The organism is Microbacterium sp. TNHR37B (genome assembly GCF_001620065.1).
In the GTDB taxonomy this organism is placed as follows: Bacteria; Actinomycetota; Actinomycetes; order Actinomycetales; family Microbacteriaceae; genus Microbacterium.
The window spans coordinates 1,428,342-1,444,251 of sequence record NZ_LQGV01000001.1 but is presented as its reverse complement, the minus strand read 5'-3'; the positions used below and the strand labels follow the sequence as shown (position 1 = coordinate 1,444,251).

Annotated in this window: 13 protein-coding genes; 9 read left to right on the top strand and 4 right to left on the bottom strand. The window is 71.3% G+C overall.

Going from position 1 to position 15,910, the window contains the following annotated elements:
* Window positions 1-85 precede the first annotated feature (85 nt).
* Complete coding sequence (locus AVP41_RS16335; protein WP_197464264.1) at window positions 86-5,077, bottom strand: IPT/TIG domain-containing protein; 4,992 nt, start codon at window positions 5,075-5,077, stop codon at window positions 86-88.
* Between the two features lie 281 nt (window positions 5,078-5,358).
* Between AVP41_RS16335 and AVP41_RS06885 the strand changes: the two genes are divergently transcribed.
* The 3 genes from AVP41_RS06885 to AVP41_RS06875 are packed head-to-tail and all read left to right on the top strand — an operon-like array spanning window position 5,359 to window position 7,752.
* On the top strand, window positions 5,359-6,639 hold the full coding sequence (locus tag AVP41_RS06885) for a M18 family aminopeptidase (protein ID WP_067162392.1): 1,281 nt from the start codon (window positions 5,359-5,361) through the stop codon (window positions 6,637-6,639).
* Between the two features lie 4 nt (window positions 6,640-6,643).
* Window positions 6,644-7,372 carry a sulfurtransferase gene (locus AVP41_RS06880; RefSeq protein WP_067162390.1) on the top strand — a complete coding sequence of 243 codons (729 nt, stop codon included), beginning with the start codon at window positions 6,644-6,646 and terminating at the stop codon, window positions 7,370-7,372.
* Entirely contained in the window at window positions 7,369-7,752 is a 384-nt protein-coding gene (locus AVP41_RS06875) for a DUF3054 domain-containing protein (RefSeq protein ID WP_067162388.1), read from the top strand. The genes AVP41_RS06880 and AVP41_RS06875 overlap by 4 nt, the downstream gene beginning before the upstream one ends.
* 12 nt (window positions 7,753-7,764) lie before the next feature.
* Here AVP41_RS06875 and msrA read toward each other — a convergent pair whose 3' ends face one another.
* On the bottom strand, window positions 7,765-8,307 hold the full coding sequence (gene msrA / locus AVP41_RS06870; protein WP_067162385.1) for a peptide-methionine (S)-S-oxide reductase MsrA: 543 nt from the start codon (window positions 8,305-8,307) through the stop codon (window positions 7,765-7,767).
* Window positions 8,308-8,480: 173 nt separating this feature from the next.
* Here msrA and AVP41_RS06865 point away from each other — a divergent pair, with 173 nt between their 5' ends.
* The 4 genes from AVP41_RS06865 (at window position 8,481) to AVP41_RS06850 (ending at window position 12,926) form a co-directional block, all read left to right on the top strand.
* On the top strand, window positions 8,481-9,107 hold the full coding sequence (locus AVP41_RS06865) for a PadR family transcriptional regulator (protein ID WP_231902684.1): 627 nt from the start codon (window positions 8,481-8,483) through the stop codon (window positions 9,105-9,107).
* A gap of 57 nt (window positions 9,108-9,164) precedes the next feature.
* Window positions 9,165-10,901, top strand: a complete 1,737-nt coding sequence (locus tag AVP41_RS06860) for an ABC1 kinase family protein (protein ID WP_067162381.1) — start codon at window positions 9,165-9,167, stop codon at window positions 10,899-10,901.
* Between the two features lie 101 nt (window positions 10,902-11,002).
* Window positions 11,003-12,244: an MFS transporter gene (locus AVP41_RS06855; protein ID WP_067162380.1), complete on the top strand. Its 1,242-nt coding sequence runs from the start codon at window positions 11,003-11,005 to the stop codon at window positions 12,242-12,244.
* 127 nt (window positions 12,245-12,371) lie between these two features.
* The gene (locus tag AVP41_RS06850) at window positions 12,372-12,926 is read left to right on the top strand and encodes an NYN domain-containing protein (protein WP_067162378.1); all 555 of its coding nucleotides are present in this window, start codon (window positions 12,372-12,374) and stop codon (window positions 12,924-12,926) included.
* Between the two features lie 13 nt (window positions 12,927-12,939).
* Here AVP41_RS06850 and AVP41_RS06845 read toward each other — a convergent pair whose 3' ends face one another.
* A complete protein-coding gene (locus AVP41_RS06845; RefSeq protein ID WP_067162376.1) occupies window positions 12,940-13,338 on the bottom strand; it encodes a hypothetical protein in 399 nt (132 codons plus the stop codon).
* Between the two features lie 273 nt (window positions 13,339-13,611).
* A complete protein-coding gene (locus tag AVP41_RS06840) occupies window positions 13,612-14,508 on the bottom strand; it encodes an ATP-grasp domain-containing protein (RefSeq protein ID WP_067162374.1) in 897 nt (298 codons plus the stop codon).
* A gap of 83 nt (window positions 14,509-14,591) precedes the next feature.
* On the opposite strand from AVP41_RS06840, the gene AVP41_RS16805 reads away from it, so the two are divergent.
* Complete coding sequence (locus AVP41_RS16805; protein WP_197464263.1) at window positions 14,592-14,768, top strand: hypothetical protein; 177 nt, start codon at window positions 14,592-14,594, stop codon at window positions 14,766-14,768.
* A gap of 100 nt (window positions 14,769-14,868) precedes the next feature.
* Entirely contained in the window at window positions 14,869-15,651 is a 783-nt protein-coding gene (locus AVP41_RS06830) for an isocitrate lyase/PEP mutase family protein (protein WP_067162370.1), read from the top strand.
* Window positions 15,652-15,910 lie beyond the last annotated feature (259 nt).

Sequence of the window (15,910 nt, the reverse complement as noted above, 5' to 3'; positions counted from 1 at the left end):
CGCCGCTCCCGGCGTGCAGGAGCGGCGACACGGAGGGTGGGGCTGTATTGGGGGGACGGCCCCACCCTCCTTCTTCCCCGGGGGATCAGGCCGACCATCGACGACGCAGCACCGCGCCGACGCCCGCCAGGATCAGCAACAGGCCAGCGGCTGCCCAGAGGTCGCCGGTCGAGCGCGCGCCGGTCGCAGGCAGAGGATCGACGGGATCCGAGCCGGTCGCGTAGTACTCGAACGTGCCCGGGTCGCTCGTGCCGGTCAGCGCGACGGCCGCCACATCGACGACGCCGGGCGTTCCGGCCGGTGTGCGGACGGTCAGCTCGGTATCACTGACGATCTGCAGCGCCGTGGCGTCGACGCCGTCGAACGTGACGGAGGTGACGCCGCCGAGGTTCGCTCCCGTGATCGTCACCAAAGTCCCGCCCGAGGCCGGTCCGCGCGCGGGCGTGAGGTCGGCGATGATCGGCGCGGTGGTGTACTCGAAGCCGCCCGGCAGGGTTCCCGGGCCGCACTCCGTGCCGACGACGGTGACATCGACCACGCCGACTCCGGGAGGAGCCACCGCGGTGATCTGGGTGTCGCTGTCGACCGTGAAGCTCGTGGCCGAGACGTCGCCGAAGAGCACATCGGTGGCGCCCGTGAAGCACGAGCCGGTGATCGTCACGGTGGTCCCGCCGGACTCCGGCCCGACTCCCGGCTCCACGTCGTCCACGTGGGTGACGGGAAGGTAGGTGAACTCACCTGCGTCGGTGTCGCCGCCGGGGTGCTCCACCACCACGTCCACTGCGCCGGGGGCGTGGGCGGGGGTGGTGACCTGGATCTCGGTGTCGCTCACGACGGTGAACGCGGTTCCTGGGGCGCCGTCGAAGGTCACCGCGGTCGCGCCGGTGAATCCGGTGCCGGTGATCGTGACGACCGTGCCGCCGGTCTCCGGTCCGCTGGTGGGGTCGAGGTCGGTGACTTCCGGCGCGGCGAGGTAGGTGAACTCGCCGGCGTCGGTGTCGCCGCCGGGGTGTTCGACGATGACGTCCACTGCGCCGGGGGCGTGGGCGGGGGTCGTGACCTGGATCTCGGTGTCGCTCACGACGGTGAACGCCGTCCCGGGGGTGCCGTCGAAGGTGACCGCGGTGGCGCCGGTGAATCCGGTGCCGGTGATCGTGACGACCGTGCCGCCGGCTTCGGGTCCGCTGGTCGGGTCGAGGTCGGTGACGGTCGGGGCGGGCAGGTACTCGTATCCGCCCGGAAGGGTGCCGGTGCCGCACGTGCCGGTTCCGACGACGGTGACGTCGACGGTTCCGGTCCCGGCGGGGACGACCGCGGTGATCTGGGTGTCGCTGTCGACGGTGAAGCTCGTGGCCGACACGCCACCGAAGAGGACATCGGTGGCACCGGTGAAGCAGGCGCCGGTGATCGTGACGGTGTTGCCGCCCGCTTCCGGACCACTACCCGGATCCACCTCATCCACCCCCGTCACCACGAGGTAGGTGAACTCGCCCGCCTCTGCGTCGCCACCGGGGTGCTCGACGACCACGTCGACCGTGCCGGGGGCGTGCGCGGGGGTCGTGACCTGGATCTCGGTGTCGCTGACGACGGTGAACGCCGTCCCCGGGGTGCCGTCGAAGGTGACTCCGGTGGCGCCGGTGAACCCGGTGCCGGTGATGGTGACGACGGTGCCGCCGGTCTCCGGTCCGCTCGTCGGATCGAGGCCAGTGACGGTGGGCGCGGCGAGGTAGGTGAACTCGCCCGCGCCCGCGTCTCCGACCGGGTGCTCGATGACCACGTCCACCGCGCCGGGGGCGTGGGCGGGGGTGGTGACCTGGATCTCGGTGTCGCTGACGACGGTAAACGCCGTCCCCGGGGTGCCGTCGAAGGTGACCGCGGTGGCGCCGGTGAACCCGGTGCCGGTGATGGTGACGACCGTGCCGCCCGCTTCGGGTCCGCTGGTCGGATCGAGGCCGGTGACCTCCGGTGCGGCGAGGTAGGTGAACTCGCCGGCGTCGGTGTCGCCGCCGGGGTGCTCCACGACCACGTCCACCGTGCCGGGGGCGTGGGCGGGGGTGGTGACCTGGATCTCGGTGTCGCTGACGACGGTGAACGCCGTCCCCGGGGTGCCGTCGAAGGTGACCGCGGTGGCGCCGGTGAAGCCGGTGCCGGTGATGGTGACGAGCGTGCCGCCGGCTTCGGGTCCGCTGGTCGGATCGAGGCCGGTGACCTCCGGCGCGGCGAGGTAGGTGAACTCGCCCGCGTCGGTGTCGCCGCCGGGGTGTTCGACGACCACGTCCACCGTGCCGGGCGCGTGTGCCGGAGTGGTGACCTGGATCTCGGTGTCGCTGACGACGGTGAACGCCGTCCCCGGGGTGCCGTCGAAGGTGACCGCGGTGGCGCCGGTGAAGCCGGTGCCGGTGATGGTGACGAGCGTGCCGCCCGCTTCGGGTCCGCTGGTCGGGTCGAGGTCGGTGACGGTGGGCGGGGCGACGTATTCGTAGCCGTCGGGGAGGGTGCCGGTGCCGCAGGTGCCGGTTCCGACGACGGTGACGTCGACGGTTCCGGTCCCGGCGGGGACGACCGCGGTGATCTGGGTGTCGCTGTCGACCGTGAAGCTCGTGGCCGACACATCGCCGAAGAGCACGTCGGTGGCACCGGTGAAGCAGACGCCGGTGATCGTGACGGTGTTGCCACCGGCCTCCGGACCACTACCCGGATCCACCTCATCCACCCCCGTCACCACGAGGTACGTGAACGGCAGCGGAGCAGAGGCGCCCGTCGGGTTCGTGACGACGACGTCGACCGCGCCCGGCGCGTGCGCGGGGGAGGTCGCTGTGATCTCGGTGTCGCTCACGACCGTGAAGCTCGTCGCGGGAACACCGTCGAAGGTCACGTCGGTCGCACCGGTGAAGTCTGTACCGGTGATCGTGACGACGGTACCGCCGGTCTCCGGCCCGCTGTCCGGGTCGAGCGAGGTCAGGGCGGGGGCGCCCGGAACCACATAGGTGAAGCCGTCCGGGAGTGTCCCGTCGCCGCAGTCCGCCGATCCCACCACCGTGACGTCGACCGACCCTTCGGCGCCCGGAGGCGTCACGGCCGTGATCTGGGTGTCGCTGTCGACGGTAAAGCTCGCCGCCGGGGTGGTGCCGAACAGGACATCCGTGGCTCCCGTGAAACAGACGCCGGTGATGGTCACCGCGGTGCCGCCGGCGGTCGTGCCGCTGTCCGGATCGATCCCGTCGATGCGCGTCGGCTCGAAGTACTCGAAGTCGAGCGAATCGTCCGACCCGTCGGGGTTCGTCACGGTGACCGCGACAGTCCCCGGCGCCGTTGCCGGCGGAGTCACCGCGGTGATCGTGCCGTCAGGATTCACCGTGAACGAGGCGGCGGGCTCGTCGCCGAAGAGCACCTCGGTCACGTCGTCGAGACCGTCACCGGTGATCGTCACCTCGGTGCCGCCCGCGACCGGGCCGCGGTCGGGATCGATGGCGAGGCCGCCCGGGGCGTCGAGCGGCACCGCGTTGACGGTCGCCGACGCCAGATGCAGCGTCACCGCTCCTCCCAGGAACGGAGCGACCACGATGCTCAACGCCCGTTGGGTGAACGATCCCGCGTCGGTGCCGGCGGGGTCCCGGAAGTCGCCGTCCTGCTCCTGCACATTGCCGGTGAGGGAGACCACCTGGTTCACGGCGCCGAGCACGGGCTGCAGCGCGGTCACGGTGGACGTGAGAGTGGATGTCAAGTCCGCCTCGAGGGCGTCGAGATCCAGCGCGGCCTCGACCACTCCGCCGACCGCGGGGACGAGGTCGTCCGTGACGAAGGAGGTGATCGGGGTCAAGAGTGTTCCCACGGGCAGCCCGAGGATGTTCGTACCGGCCAGCGACACGGTCGGGGCTGTCGAGCCGGTCAGCGCGAGGAAGCCGCCGAGGCTCCCGGTCACCGTGAGCGCGAGGTCGCCCACATCGGCCGCGAGCGGCGGCACACCCAGGTCGACGCCGGCGGTGACACCCACGGTGAGCGTGGTGGAGTTCAGGACGTCACGCACCGCAGTGGTCAGCGCGGTCGGAAGCTGGTCGGTGAGGATGTCGCTCAGCGCCTCGGCGATCGTCGGGTTGAGGGCGAGATCGGAGAGGATCGGCGTGTTGGGACCCAGCGCGTTGAGTGCGTACAGTTCGTCGAGGTCGACGACGATCGTTCCCGTTCCGAGAGTGAGGGTCACCGGCCCCGATACGAAGGGCGTCTCTGCCACGGCGTCGAGCGCCGTCCCGAGGTTCGCGTTCACCGTCGCCGTGACGGCCGGGCTGTCGAGCGATACGGCGCCGAGCAGGAGGGTGCCGATGATGTCCTCGATCCCTCCCAAGAGTCCGTTGACGGTCGAGGCGATCGTGCCGCCCGTGCCAGCGACGGCATTGACGGCGGCACTGGCGTCGTCGAGAGTGCCGTCGAGGTCGGCGGCGACGGCGCTGAGGACCGGCGAGGTCAGGGTGAGTTCGCCGCTGGCGATCTGGTAGTCGCCCTCGGTGGCCACGGCACTGCCGCGGGTCGCGGTGGCGGACGCCGAGAGGGCTCCGAGGTCGAGCCGGAGGTCGCTCAGCAGGGCCTGGACGCCGACGGCCGAGAGGACGGGGCTCAGATCGAGCGTGGCGTTCTCACCCGCCGCTCCGGTCCCTGCCTGGATCGCCCCGTTCGCGCCGATGAGGCCCGCCGAGGCGAAGGAACCGGAAGCGTCGGTGCGGGAGTACTGGCCGACGGCGCCGAGCGTGAGGACGTCGTTCCCGCCGAAGAGCTGAACGCCCAGACCCAGATCGATCAGGCCGAGTGCGTCGAGGTCGATCGGTGAGTTGTCGGTGTCTCCCGGCGTGTAGGCGTTGTAAGGCCCTTGGAGCTGCGCGATCGTGCCCAGATCGATCAGTCCGCCGCCCGACAGCATGAGGGCTTCGGCCTCGCTTCGGTCTCCGGGTGCGGCGAACACCGCGGCCGGAGTCGCCGAGGCGAGGAAGAGGCCGGCGGCGACACCCGCCGCGACGTGACGATGCCGCCGCGCGCCACGCTGTCTCGATGGCTCGACCTGGGGGGAACGGGGGGCTTTTCTCAAGGCGCGCATCTTCGCCGGTCCGTTTCTCTCGAACGGTCGCGGCGCTCGGGGGCCGCGACCAGCCCCGGGGGACAGGGCTGTGCCTGGGGAATGTAGAGCGCTCCCAGTGCGCCAGGCAACCCCTCTAGATTCGCCCCTTGATCGGCGGTATCGTGACGAAGTTCGCGTTGGGAGCGCTCCTTCGGAGACCGCAGGGAGGCGGCGGTGAGAGCGCTCTTCGCCGTGCCGTTCGATCGGGTGCGGGCGGGGTGACGGACCCCTCCCCGGCATAGGCTGAGGGCATGACCTCTTCGCACACCGACGTCCGTCACGCGGAGGACCTCGCGGACTTCGTCGCGGCGTCACCGTCCAGCTACCACGCTGCCGCCGAGGTTGCCCGGCGCCTGGGCGAGGCGGGATTCTCCGCGCTCCGTGAAGCGGACGCATGGGACGTGCGTCCGGGATCGCGGAACGTGGTGGTGCGGGAGGGTGCCGTGATCGCCTGGTCGGTCCCGCGCCACGCCGACGCTCGCACCGGATTTCACGTGTTCGGCGCGCACAGCGATTCACCGGCGTTCAAGCTCAAGCCCCAGCCCACGACCGGCCGCTACGGCTGGCTGCAGGCCGGGGTGGAGATCTACGGCGGTCCCCTGCTGACCTCGTGGCTGGATCGGGAGCTGCGACTGGCGGGACGACTCGTCCTGGATGACGGTACCCACGTGCTGGCTGCGACGGGACCGCTGCTGCGGCTGCCGCAGCTCGCGATCCACCTCGACCGCGAGGCGAACGAGCACCTCGCCCTCCACAAGCAGAGCCACACCCAACCGGTGTGGGGCGTCGGGTCGCCCGACTCCGCCGACCTCCTCGCTGAGGTCGCTGCGACAGCCGGCGTCGATGCATCCCGTATCCGCGGCTACGACATCGTCACGGCGGATGCGGCGCACGGAGCGGTCTTCGGCAAGGACGACGCGTTCTTCGCCAGCGGCCGCCTCGACGACCTCGCCTCGGTGCACGCGGGGCTCGTCGCGTTCGAGGACCTCGGCGACGACCACCCGCACATCGCCGTGCTCGCCGTGTTCGACCACGAGGAGGTCGGGTCGGCGACGCGATCGGGTGCCGCGGGTCCGTTCCTGGCCGACGTGCTGGAGCGGATCCAGCGGGGGCTCGGAGCCGATCGCGAGGAGCAGATGCGGGCTCTCGCCGACTCCTGGTGCGTCTCGAGCGACGTCGGGCATTCGGTGCACCCCAACTACCCCGACAAGCACGACCCCGTGGTCCAGCCGGTGCTCGGATCGGGGCCGATCCTCAAGATCAACGCCAACCAGCGTTACGCGACCGACGGCGCCGGTGCCGCGGCGTGGCACGGGTGGTGTGCCGCTGCGGGCGTCGTGAGCCAGGAGTTCGTCTCGAACAACGCGGTCCCCTGTGGCTCGACGATCGGTCCGATCACCGCGACCCGACTGGGCCTGCGCACCGTGGACGTCGGCATCCCGCTGCTGTCGATGCACTCGGCGCGGGAACTCGCGGGGACGCACGATCTCACCGCGCTGTCGCGGGCGGCGGGCGCCTTCTGGCGCGGGTGATCCGGTGGGAGTCCTCAACGTCTCGGCCTACCTGTTCACGGCCCTGCCCGACCGGGACGAGCTCCGTCCGCGCCTGAAGGACCGTGCCGTCGCGGCGGGTCTCAAGGGGACGATCCTCCTCGCCGAAGAGGGCATCAACCTCTTCCTCGCCGGTGATCCCACCGCTGTTCGCGCCTTCCTCGTTGAGCTCCGGGAAGATCCGCGGCTGGCGGCACTGACCGCCAAGGAGAGCTGGTCGGACGAGCAGCCCTTCGGGAAGATGATCGTCAAGGTGAAGGCGGAGATCATCCGTATGGATCGCCCGACGATCCGCCCGGGGGAGGTGCGCGCGCCCGCGGTCGCTCCGGCGACGCTGCGCCGGTGGCTGGATCAGGGGCACGATGACGCGGGACGGCCGGTGACCCTCCTCGACACCCGCAACGCGTTCGAAGTGGATTACGGAACGTTCGCGTCGGCGCAGGACTGGCGGCTGTCGCGGTTCACGGAGTTCCCCGATGCGGCGCGGCGTCACGCGGCCGAGCTGGCGGACACGACCGTGGTGAGCTTCTGCACCGGCGGGATCCGTTGTGAGAAGGCAGCCCTGTACCTGCGGGAGCACGGGGTGGACGCTTACCAGCTCGAGGGTGGCATCCTCGGCTACTTCGAGCACGTCGGCGGTGCCCACTGGAACGGTGAGTGCTTCGTGTTCGATGAGCGCGAGGCGCTGGCTCCCGATCTCACGGCGCGGCGATGAGCAGTCGGCGGCAGGCGACCGTCGGCGCGACACTCCTCGCCGACGCCGTCCTCGTGATCGGCTTCGCTGCCGTCGGCCGCGCCAGCCACGACTCCGACGTGTGGTCGGGGCTCGTCGGGACGGCCGGTCCGTTCTTGCTCGCGCTCGCCGCGGGATGGCTCGCGAGTCGGGCCTGGCGAGACCCCGTCGCCCCGCTGCGCACCGGGGTCGTCGTCTGGGCGGTGACGCTCATCGGCGGGCTGGCCGTCCGGGCGGTGAGCGGTCAGGGCGTCGCGCTGCCGTTCATCCTCGTGGCCACCGGGACGCTCTTCGTCGTGCTCGTGGGATGGCGCGCCGTCGCGCGCGGGATCATCGCCCGGCGGCGACGCCCCGCGTGCTGAGAGCGCGGCGACTCAGACCGTCGACTCCGCCCGTCGCGGCAGCACCCAGCCCGCGCGCGGGAAGTGGCACGTGTAGCCGTTCGGATAGCGGATCAGGTAGTCCTGGTGCTCGGGCTCGGCCTCCCAGAAGGGACCGGCGGGCTCGATCGTGGTCACGGCCTTCCCGGGCCAGAGCCCGGAGGCGTCGACGTCCTGGATCGTCTCGCGCGCCACCTTCTCCTGCTCCGGTGTCAGCGGGAAGATCGCCGAGCGGTAGCTCGTGCCGATGTCGTTGCCCTGGCGGTTGAGGGTGGACGGATCGTGGATCTGGAAGAAGAAGGCGAGGATGTCGCGGTAGGTCGTCTCGGTGGGATCGAACACGATCTCCACGGCCTCCGCGTGGCCGGGGTGGTTCCGGTAGGTCGCGTGGTCGTTGGTGCCGCCCGTGTAGCCGACGCGCGTGTCGCGCACGCCGGGCTGGCGGCGGATGAGGTCTTCCATCCCCCAGAAGCAGCCGCCGGCGAGGATCGCCGTCTCGGTGCCGGGGATGCGGGTGATGCTGCCGTCGTCGGTCATGGTGGGCTCCTTCGTCGTCGACCAGTTTTCCAGGTCATCGGGGACAACGCGACGGAGGAGGCTTTTGGTCCCGGTGATGCTTCGGGTTGGCTGTGAGCCCTTCCCGTACCCTCGGCATCCCCACTCGTGCGATGTATCGTCGAGTATCGCTCGATATATCGTTGGAGGACGACATGAATGATCGCGCACACATGGGTGACGGGTTCTCGGGACGCTTCTCGGGTCAGGGCTTCGGATCCGGCATGCCGCAAGAGCTGTGGGACACGCTCGGCCAGCTGCGGCAGGGGTTCGAGCAGACCTTCGGGCAGGGGTTCGGCCAGGCCTTCGGGCAGAAGGTGGGCACGCGCGTGGGACGCGGCGACGTCCGTGCGGCGATCCTCTCGCTGCTCGCCGAGCAGCCGATGCACGGCTACCAGATCATCCAGCAGATCGAGGAGCGCAGCGGCGGGTCGTGGAAGCCCAGCCCGGGCTCGGTCTACCCCACGTTGCAGCTGTTGACCGACGAAGGGCTCATCGAGGTGGAGGAGTCGGCCGGACGCAAGACCTACTCCCTGACCCCCGCCGGCCGCACCGAGTCCGAGCACACGGACCGGCCGTGGGCGAGCGCCGAGGGAGCGTCCGGCGATTCGGCACCCGACGCGCAGGGCCACCGCCACGGCGCGCTGCCGAAGGCGGGCGCACACCTCGCGCAGGCCGCCATGCAGGTGGGGCGCACCGGAACGTCGGAGCAGATCCAGGAGGCCGTCGAGGTCATCGACGAGGCGCGGCGCAAGCTCTACGCCATCCTCGCGCGGGGCTGAGCGCTCTTGGCCCGGCCCGATTCCCCGTCCCCGGCGCGCGGGCGGGGGGATTCCCGCGTGGCCGTCGTGGAGACGCCGTCTCCCGACGGACGCGCGCGGTACCGCCGCATCCTTCGCTTCGCGGCGCGCGCGATCGCGCAGACGTGGTGGTACGAGCTCGCCCTTCCCCGCGTCGGGTTGCGGCGCGTGGCGGAGCGCACGCGTGCGCGGCGCCTGCAGCGCACCGCCCAGCGCTTCCGCGGATTGGCGGTGGACCTCGGTGGGCTCATGATCAAGGTCGGCCAGTTCCTCTCCTCGCGGCTCGATGTCCTTCCGCCGGAAGTGACTCGGGAGCTCGAACAGCTGCAGGACGAGGTGCCGCCCGTTCCGTTTCCCGCGATCCGCGCTCTCGCCGAGACGGAACTGGGCGTCACGCTCGAGCGGGCGTTCTCGTGGGTCGACGAGCGCCCTCTCGCCGCCGCGTCGCTCGGGCAGGCGCATCGCGCACGGCTCGCCGAGGAAGACGCGCGGCTCGCGGGCTTCGACGAGGTCGTGGTCAAGGTGCAGCGTCCGGGAATCGATCGCATCGTCGCCGTGGACCTCGCGGCGCTCCGCCGCGTCGCGCGGTGGCTCGATCGGGTACGGATCGTCTCCGACCGCGTGGACATGCCGGCCCTGGTGGAGGAGTTCGCCACCACCAGCAACGCGGAGATCGACTACCTCCACGAGGCGGCCGACGCCGAGCGCTTCGCGATGGAGATCGCCGACCGCTCGCGCGTCGCGGCGCCCGAGATCGTCTGGGAACGCACCACCGGGCGTGTGCTCACCCTCGCCGATGTCACCGCGATCAAGGTGAACGACGTCGAGGCTCTGCGCCGGGCCGGGATCGACCCCGCGGAGGTGGCGGCCGAGTTCGCGGCGGTCATGTTCGATCAGCTCTTCGGCGACGGTTTCTTCCACGCCGATCCGCATCCCGGCAACATCTTCGTCACGCCGGGGGAGCCCGGTGAGGATCCCGCGTGGCGGTTCACGTTCATCGACTTCGGGATGATGGGTCACGTACCCGAGGGGCTGCGTCGGGGACTCCGGCGGCTCGTCCTCGCCGTCGCCGCACGCGACGGTGCGGGACTGGTGTCGGCCATCCAGGACGTCGGCGTTCTGCTGCCGACGGCCGACACCGCCGACCTCGAACACGCTCTCACGCAGTTGTTCGCGCGTTTCGGCGGCATGGGGTTCGCGGAGCTGCAGGAGGTGGATCCGCGGGAGTTCCGCGCGTTCGCCGACGAGTTCGGCGAGGTGATGCGCTCGCTGCCGTTCCAGTTCCCGGAGGACTTCCTCCTCATCATCCGCGCCATGTCGCTCACCTCGGGGCTGTGCAGCGCGCTGGATCCGACGTTCAACATCTGGGAGGCGGTCGATCCCTACGCGCAGCGGCTCCTCGCCGAGGAGACGCGCGGAGTGGTGCGCGACGTGGTCTCGCGCGTCGTGTCGTTCGGGGGAACGGCCGCGCGACTGCCGGGCAAGATCGATGCGCTGGTGACCCGTGCCGAGGAGGGGCGACTGCGCGTGGAGAGTCCTGCCGTCGAGCGGAAGCTGGATCGGCTCGACCTCGCGGTACGTCGGGTGGTGTCGGCTGTCGTCTTCGCCGCGCTCCTGGTGGCCGGCGCGATCCTGCAGGCCACCGACTCCGTGTCGGGGATCGTCCTCATGTCGCTCTCGGTCGTGCCGCTCCTGCACGCGGTGACGGCGGGGGTGTTCTCCCGCGCCTCGGCTCGGGGTCGGGGCACCCGGGGTGGTGGCAGGAGGCTCCGCTAGAATCGAGGGGCGCCCGCCGATCGGCGGACGTGGAGGTGCATCTACCTGCTTGTGGGAGCAAGGCGGCACGTGACGACGAGCCGACTGTTCCGGAGGCACCTATGACGACGATCACGCGTGATCGTTCCCTGATCCACCACACCGGCTGGGGCTACTTCCCGGTCGCCTTCCTCGCCCGACTGCCGTTCGCGATGATGGTCGTGGGCGTCCTCACCCTCGTGTCGTCCGCGACCGATTCGGTCGCTCTCGCCGGCCTGACTTCGGGCGCCGTCGGCGTGGGCGTCGTCGTGGCAGGACCTCTCATCGGCGACCTCGTGGACCGGTTCGGGCAACGGCCCGTGCTGCTTCCCATCGGGATCGCGAACGGAGTGCTGCTGAGCCTGTTCCCTCTCGTCGTCCTGTCGGGCCTCCCCGACGCTGCGATCCTCGCGGCGGGGGCGCTGATCGGCCTGACGGCCCCGCAGGCGGCGGCACTGTCGCGCACCCGGCTGATCGCGATCACACGGGAACGGGTGGCCGAGCCGCGCCGCGAGCGCACGCTGTCCCGCGTGATGTCGTATGAGTCTGCCGCCGACGAGACGGCGTTCGTCGTGGGTCCCGTCCTCGTGGGTCTCCTCGCCGCCCTCTTCGCCCCGTGGGCCCCGATCGCGATCGCCGCTGCGCTGAGTTTCGCTTTCGTGACCGCCTTCGCCCTGCACTCCACCGCCGCGCTCGTCGACCGTGCTCCCGCGCCGGCCGCCGGGCGTGCGCCGCTGGGCGCCGTGCTGAGCGGACCCGTGCTGTTGCTCGTGGCGGCGACCTTCGGCGTCGGCCTGTTCTTCGGCTCGACCCTCACCTCTCTCACCGCGTTCGCGAAGGCCAGCGGCCGCCCCGAGCTGTCGGGCCTCCTCTACGGCCTCATGGGGATCGGTTCTGCCGTCCTGGCTCTCACGGTGATGCTGCTTCCGTCCCGGTTCCGGCTGTCGTGGCGATGGCTCGTCTTCAGCGGTGTGCTGGTGGCGTCGGCAGCGGGGTACGCGTTCGCGAACGACCTCGGCGCGGTCACGGTCATGTTGTGCCTCATGGGACTCGGCGTCGGCCCCACCCTGGTCACGCTGTTCAGCCTGGCGGGGGAGCGCAGTCCCGCCGGCAGGTCAGCCACGACCATGACGCTGCTGGGATCGGCGCTCACCCTCGCGCAGGCGATCGCGGCCGCGGTCACCGGTGCCGTGGCCGAGACGGCGTCGGCCCAGGTCGCGATGCTGCTCCCCGTCGTCGCCGCCTCCCTCGTCCTGGTGCTCGGCCTCGTCAACTCGCGCGTCCGGACTCCCGTCGACGGGGCTGCGCGCTCCGCTCGCGACTGACACGTCGGGCCGGCCCCCCGCTGGCCTGGTCGCACCCCGGGCCTGCTAGCGTCGGCTCCAGCGACGCGACCGATCCGTCGTCGGGTGCGGTGAGCATCCGGTTCTCACAGCACAGCAGGGAGCAGCGGTGTCCGAGCGCAACAGTTGGGTGCTGGTCGACGGCGAGAACATCGACGCCACGCTCGGCGGCTCCATCCTCGGGCGCCGCCCGCAGCCGGAGGAGCGCCCCCGGTGGGATCGCCTGCTCGGCTTCGTCGCCGACCGCTGGCACCAGCCCGCCAAGGGACTGTTCTTCCTCAATGCCTCCGATCACTTGCCCATGTCCTTCGTGCAGGCGCTCCTCGCTCTGGGTTATCGTCCCGTGCCGCTCTCAGGGCCGTCGGATGCCAAGGTGGTGGACATCGCCATCCAGCGAACCCTCCGCACGCTCGGAGAGCGCGACGCCGACGTGGTCTTGGTCAGCCACGACCGGGACTTCGTCGCCGAGACGGCTGCGCTCGCCGACGGCATGCGCCGGGTCGGTCTCATCGGGTTCCAGGAGTTCCGCAGTGCGGAGCTCGCGAGCATCCCCGGGGTCGAGTTCTTCGACCTCGAGTACGACGTGCACGCCTTCGACGCGCAGCTTCCCCGCGTGCGGATCATCCCGATCGACGAGTTCGACCCGGCCTTCTTCCTGGACTGAGCGCCTCGTCGCCTCAGGCGCCGCCCGGTGCGTCGTCGCTCGCGCGCGCGAGCTCCTTGAGCGCCTTGGCGCGCGGACGGCGCACGCTCGCCCGGTACGACTCGCGGATCTGGCGCGTCACGAGGTCGACGAGCACACCCCACGGCTCGGTCGACACGAGCAGCCAGGAGCGCCGCTTCCCCCACGCCTCGTCTTCGAGTGCTTCCCAAGCGACGCGAGCGATGCCCTGGGCGTCGGTCGTTGCGCCGAGGTCGGTGAGCAGGCGGCGCTGCACCTCGGGGGCGAGGCGCAGACGCGCCTGCACGAGGAAGGCGTCGCGCTGCGCGTCGTCGGGCTCGGCGAAGCAGGAGTGATCGCGGAGGGCCGCGAAGAAGGAGCGGAACTGGTCGTCGCTCCACAGAGTCGTGTCCATGGTCGTGTGTTCTGGGTCGAGAGGAACTGGAGGATGCATCGGTCGGGAGCCGACCGATGCGGGCTATGCCGTGGCGGAGGCACGGCTCCCTGGGTTCGACCGGACCTCGACCGCGCGCCGACCAGCGCCGCAACGGGCGCGAGAGGGCAAGCGGGAGGCAGACACGAGAGCCGACCGTAGCGGCTGCCGTCCGTCCGCGTCAAGATGCCGTCATCCGGAGGTCGCCGACCGGGAGGGCGTCGTGATCGCGGGGTGGCCGGTGTGGAGACCGGGTCAGGGGTGAGACGCCGCGCGCAGGATCGCGTCGGCGACCGCGGGCATCGCCTCGGGGGCCCGGTGCAGGTTGAGGGCCGGCTCGATCAGTTCGACCTCGAGGACGACGAGCCCGAACTCCGCGCTGTCGACCGTGTCGACGCGGGCATACAGGGGCATCCCCTCCCCGGTGATCGCCGCGACGGCGGTGAGCACATCGGCGGCGAAGCCGCGTTCGGCAGCGGTCGCCGGCACCGGTTGTGGATCTTCGACGTAGACGCCGCCGATGAGCCCGCCGCCGGGAGCCAGGAGAGCCCCCTTCGCGATGGCGTGGGTGAACGCGCCCTCGATGACGTACAGCGCCTTCTCCGCGCCGGCGGTGAGCTCGGCGATCTCGGGCTGGATCATCGCGACGCCGCCGCGGGCGACGATCCGCTCCGCCAGGGCGAGCGCGGCGGGATCCGACCGCGCGAAGAGCCCGGTGTCGCGAGCGCCGGCCGAGATCGTCGGCTTGACGACCACGCGTGCGGAAGTCGCTGCGTCGAGCGCCTCCGCCGCCTCCGAAGTCGTGCGGCAGTAACGGGTGGGGACGACGGCGATGCCCGCCGAGGCCAGCTCGCTGAGGTACGTCTTGTCGAGGTTCCAGCGGACGATCGCGGGCGAGTTGGCCAGGCGGGTGGACGCCGCCGCCCGGGATAGCCAGTCCTGGAACTCGTCCAGGCGATCCGGATAGTCCCACGGCGATCGCAGCACGAGGAGGTCGTAGGAGGCCGGATCGTCGCCGGCGTGCCAGACGACCGCCGACGCTGCCGCGCCGCGGTCGAGGAGCGCCGCCACGAGCAGGGGTGTGTCGTGGTCCGGGTCTTCCTCCGTGTAGCCGTCGGTGACGACGATGCCGATACGCGCGGGGGAGCTCACGAGGCCCCAGCGTAGCGGGGCGGATGCAGGGCGACGGCGCCGCGGAGGCATCGCGCGGCGAGACCGTGACCTACGCTGGAGGGATGACCAGGAACGGGCTGTGGACCATCGTCGGCGTCGTCGTGGCGGTCGTGATCGCCTGGGTGCTCGTCAACGTGATCTTCAGCGTGCTGGCCTTCATCGTCAAGCTCGTCATCGTGGCGATCGTCGCCGCCGTCGTGTTCTTCGTGCTGCGGGGGATGCTCCGCCGCTCGTCCTGATCCGCGGGCGCGGGCGGCGTCTCGGGCGGGTGCTGCGGGCTGCCCGGGCGAACTCGTCGATCCCGGTCCTCGCCGCTTCGGCGGCGGCTACCGTGGAAGCATGACCACGAGCACCGCGCAGCGCGCGCAGACCCTGTCCGCCCTCCACACCGCCCCCGAGATCCTCCGGGTCGTCAACGTGTGGGATGTCGTGTCGGCACAAGCGGTGTTGGCTCTCCCCGAGACGCGGGCGCTGGCCACCGCGGGGCACTCGATCGCGGCGACCTTCGGATATGCCGACGGCGAGAACATCCCGCGCGACCTCATGCTCGACATGGTCGGCCGCATCGTGTCGGTCGCCGGCGACGTGCCGGTCAGCGCAGACCTCGACGCGGGTTTCGGCGACCCCGGTGACACCGCCCGGCGCGCCATCGGCGTCGGAGCCGTCGGCGCGAATGTCGAGGATCGCCTGCGGCCGCTCGGCGATGCCGTGGCCGCGGTGGAGGCGATCGTCCGCGCGGGCGAGGCAGAGGGTGTGCCGTTCGCGCTGAACGCCCGCACCGACGCGTTCGTCCGGGCGGGGGATCGCCCGGTCGAGGAGTCGATCGCCGACGCGATCGAGCGCGGGCGGGCCTACCTCCAGGCGGGCGCCGACGTGATCTTCGTCCCCGGGATCCTCGACGCCGACGTCACTCGTCAGCTCGTGGAAGGCATCGGGGAACGCAAGGTGAGTGTCATCGGGCTGCCGGGCGCCCTGAGCGCGGCGGAGTACGAGGCGCTCGGCGTGGCACGCATCTCCTACGGCCCCCTGACCCAGCGGGTGGCGTTGACCGCGCTGCAGGATGTGGCCAAGAGCCTCTACGCCGACGGCGTCATCCCCTCCTCCACGCGCGCCCTGAACTGATCCATCGCGGCGGGGCTGGCCGGCCGCTCGGGGCGCGTCGGTGTGCCCGCCGTGAGGGGGTGCCCCTGTGCCGACCGCTCGGTCACCTGTTGCCGAGCACAACGGCGGATCACGGGGGGCGACACGCCGCGCGACGGCGGCGACGCGCCGATGGAGGGGCCGCCGGATCCGCCGTTGTGTCCCGCGACCCGATGTGTTCCGCCCGCGCATACCCGACCGGCCCTGCGCGAATGCTGGCCAGTGGCGACGGGAGTCGACA

Coding starts and splice junctions, on each gene's coding strand:
- AVP41_RS16805 (WP_197464263.1), top strand. CDS start 14,592: ATGACCAGGAACGGGCTGTGGACCATCGTCGGCGTCGTCGTGGCGGTC.
- AVP41_RS06830 (WP_067162370.1), top strand. CDS start 14,869: ATGACCACGAGCACCGCGCAGCGCGCGCAGACCCTGTCCGCCCTCCAC.
- AVP41_RS06855 (WP_067162380.1), top strand. CDS start 11,003: ATGACGACGATCACGCGTGATCGTTCCCTGATCCACCACACCGGCTGG.
- AVP41_RS06885 (WP_067162392.1), top strand. CDS start 5,359: ATGACCTCTTCGCACACCGACGTCCGTCACGCGGAGGACCTCGCGGAC.
- AVP41_RS06845 (WP_067162376.1), bottom strand. CDS start 13,338: ATGGACACGACTCTGTGGAGCGACGACCAGTTCCGCTCCTTCTTCGCG.
- msrA (WP_067162385.1), bottom strand. CDS start 8,307: ATGACCGACGACGGCAGCATCACCCGCATCCCCGGCACCGAGACGGCG.
- AVP41_RS06865 (WP_231902684.1), top strand. CDS start 8,481: ATGAATGATCGCGCACACATGGGTGACGGGTTCTCGGGACGCTTCTCG.
- AVP41_RS06875 (WP_067162388.1), top strand. CDS start 7,369: ATGAGCAGTCGGCGGCAGGCGACCGTCGGCGCGACACTCCTCGCCGAC.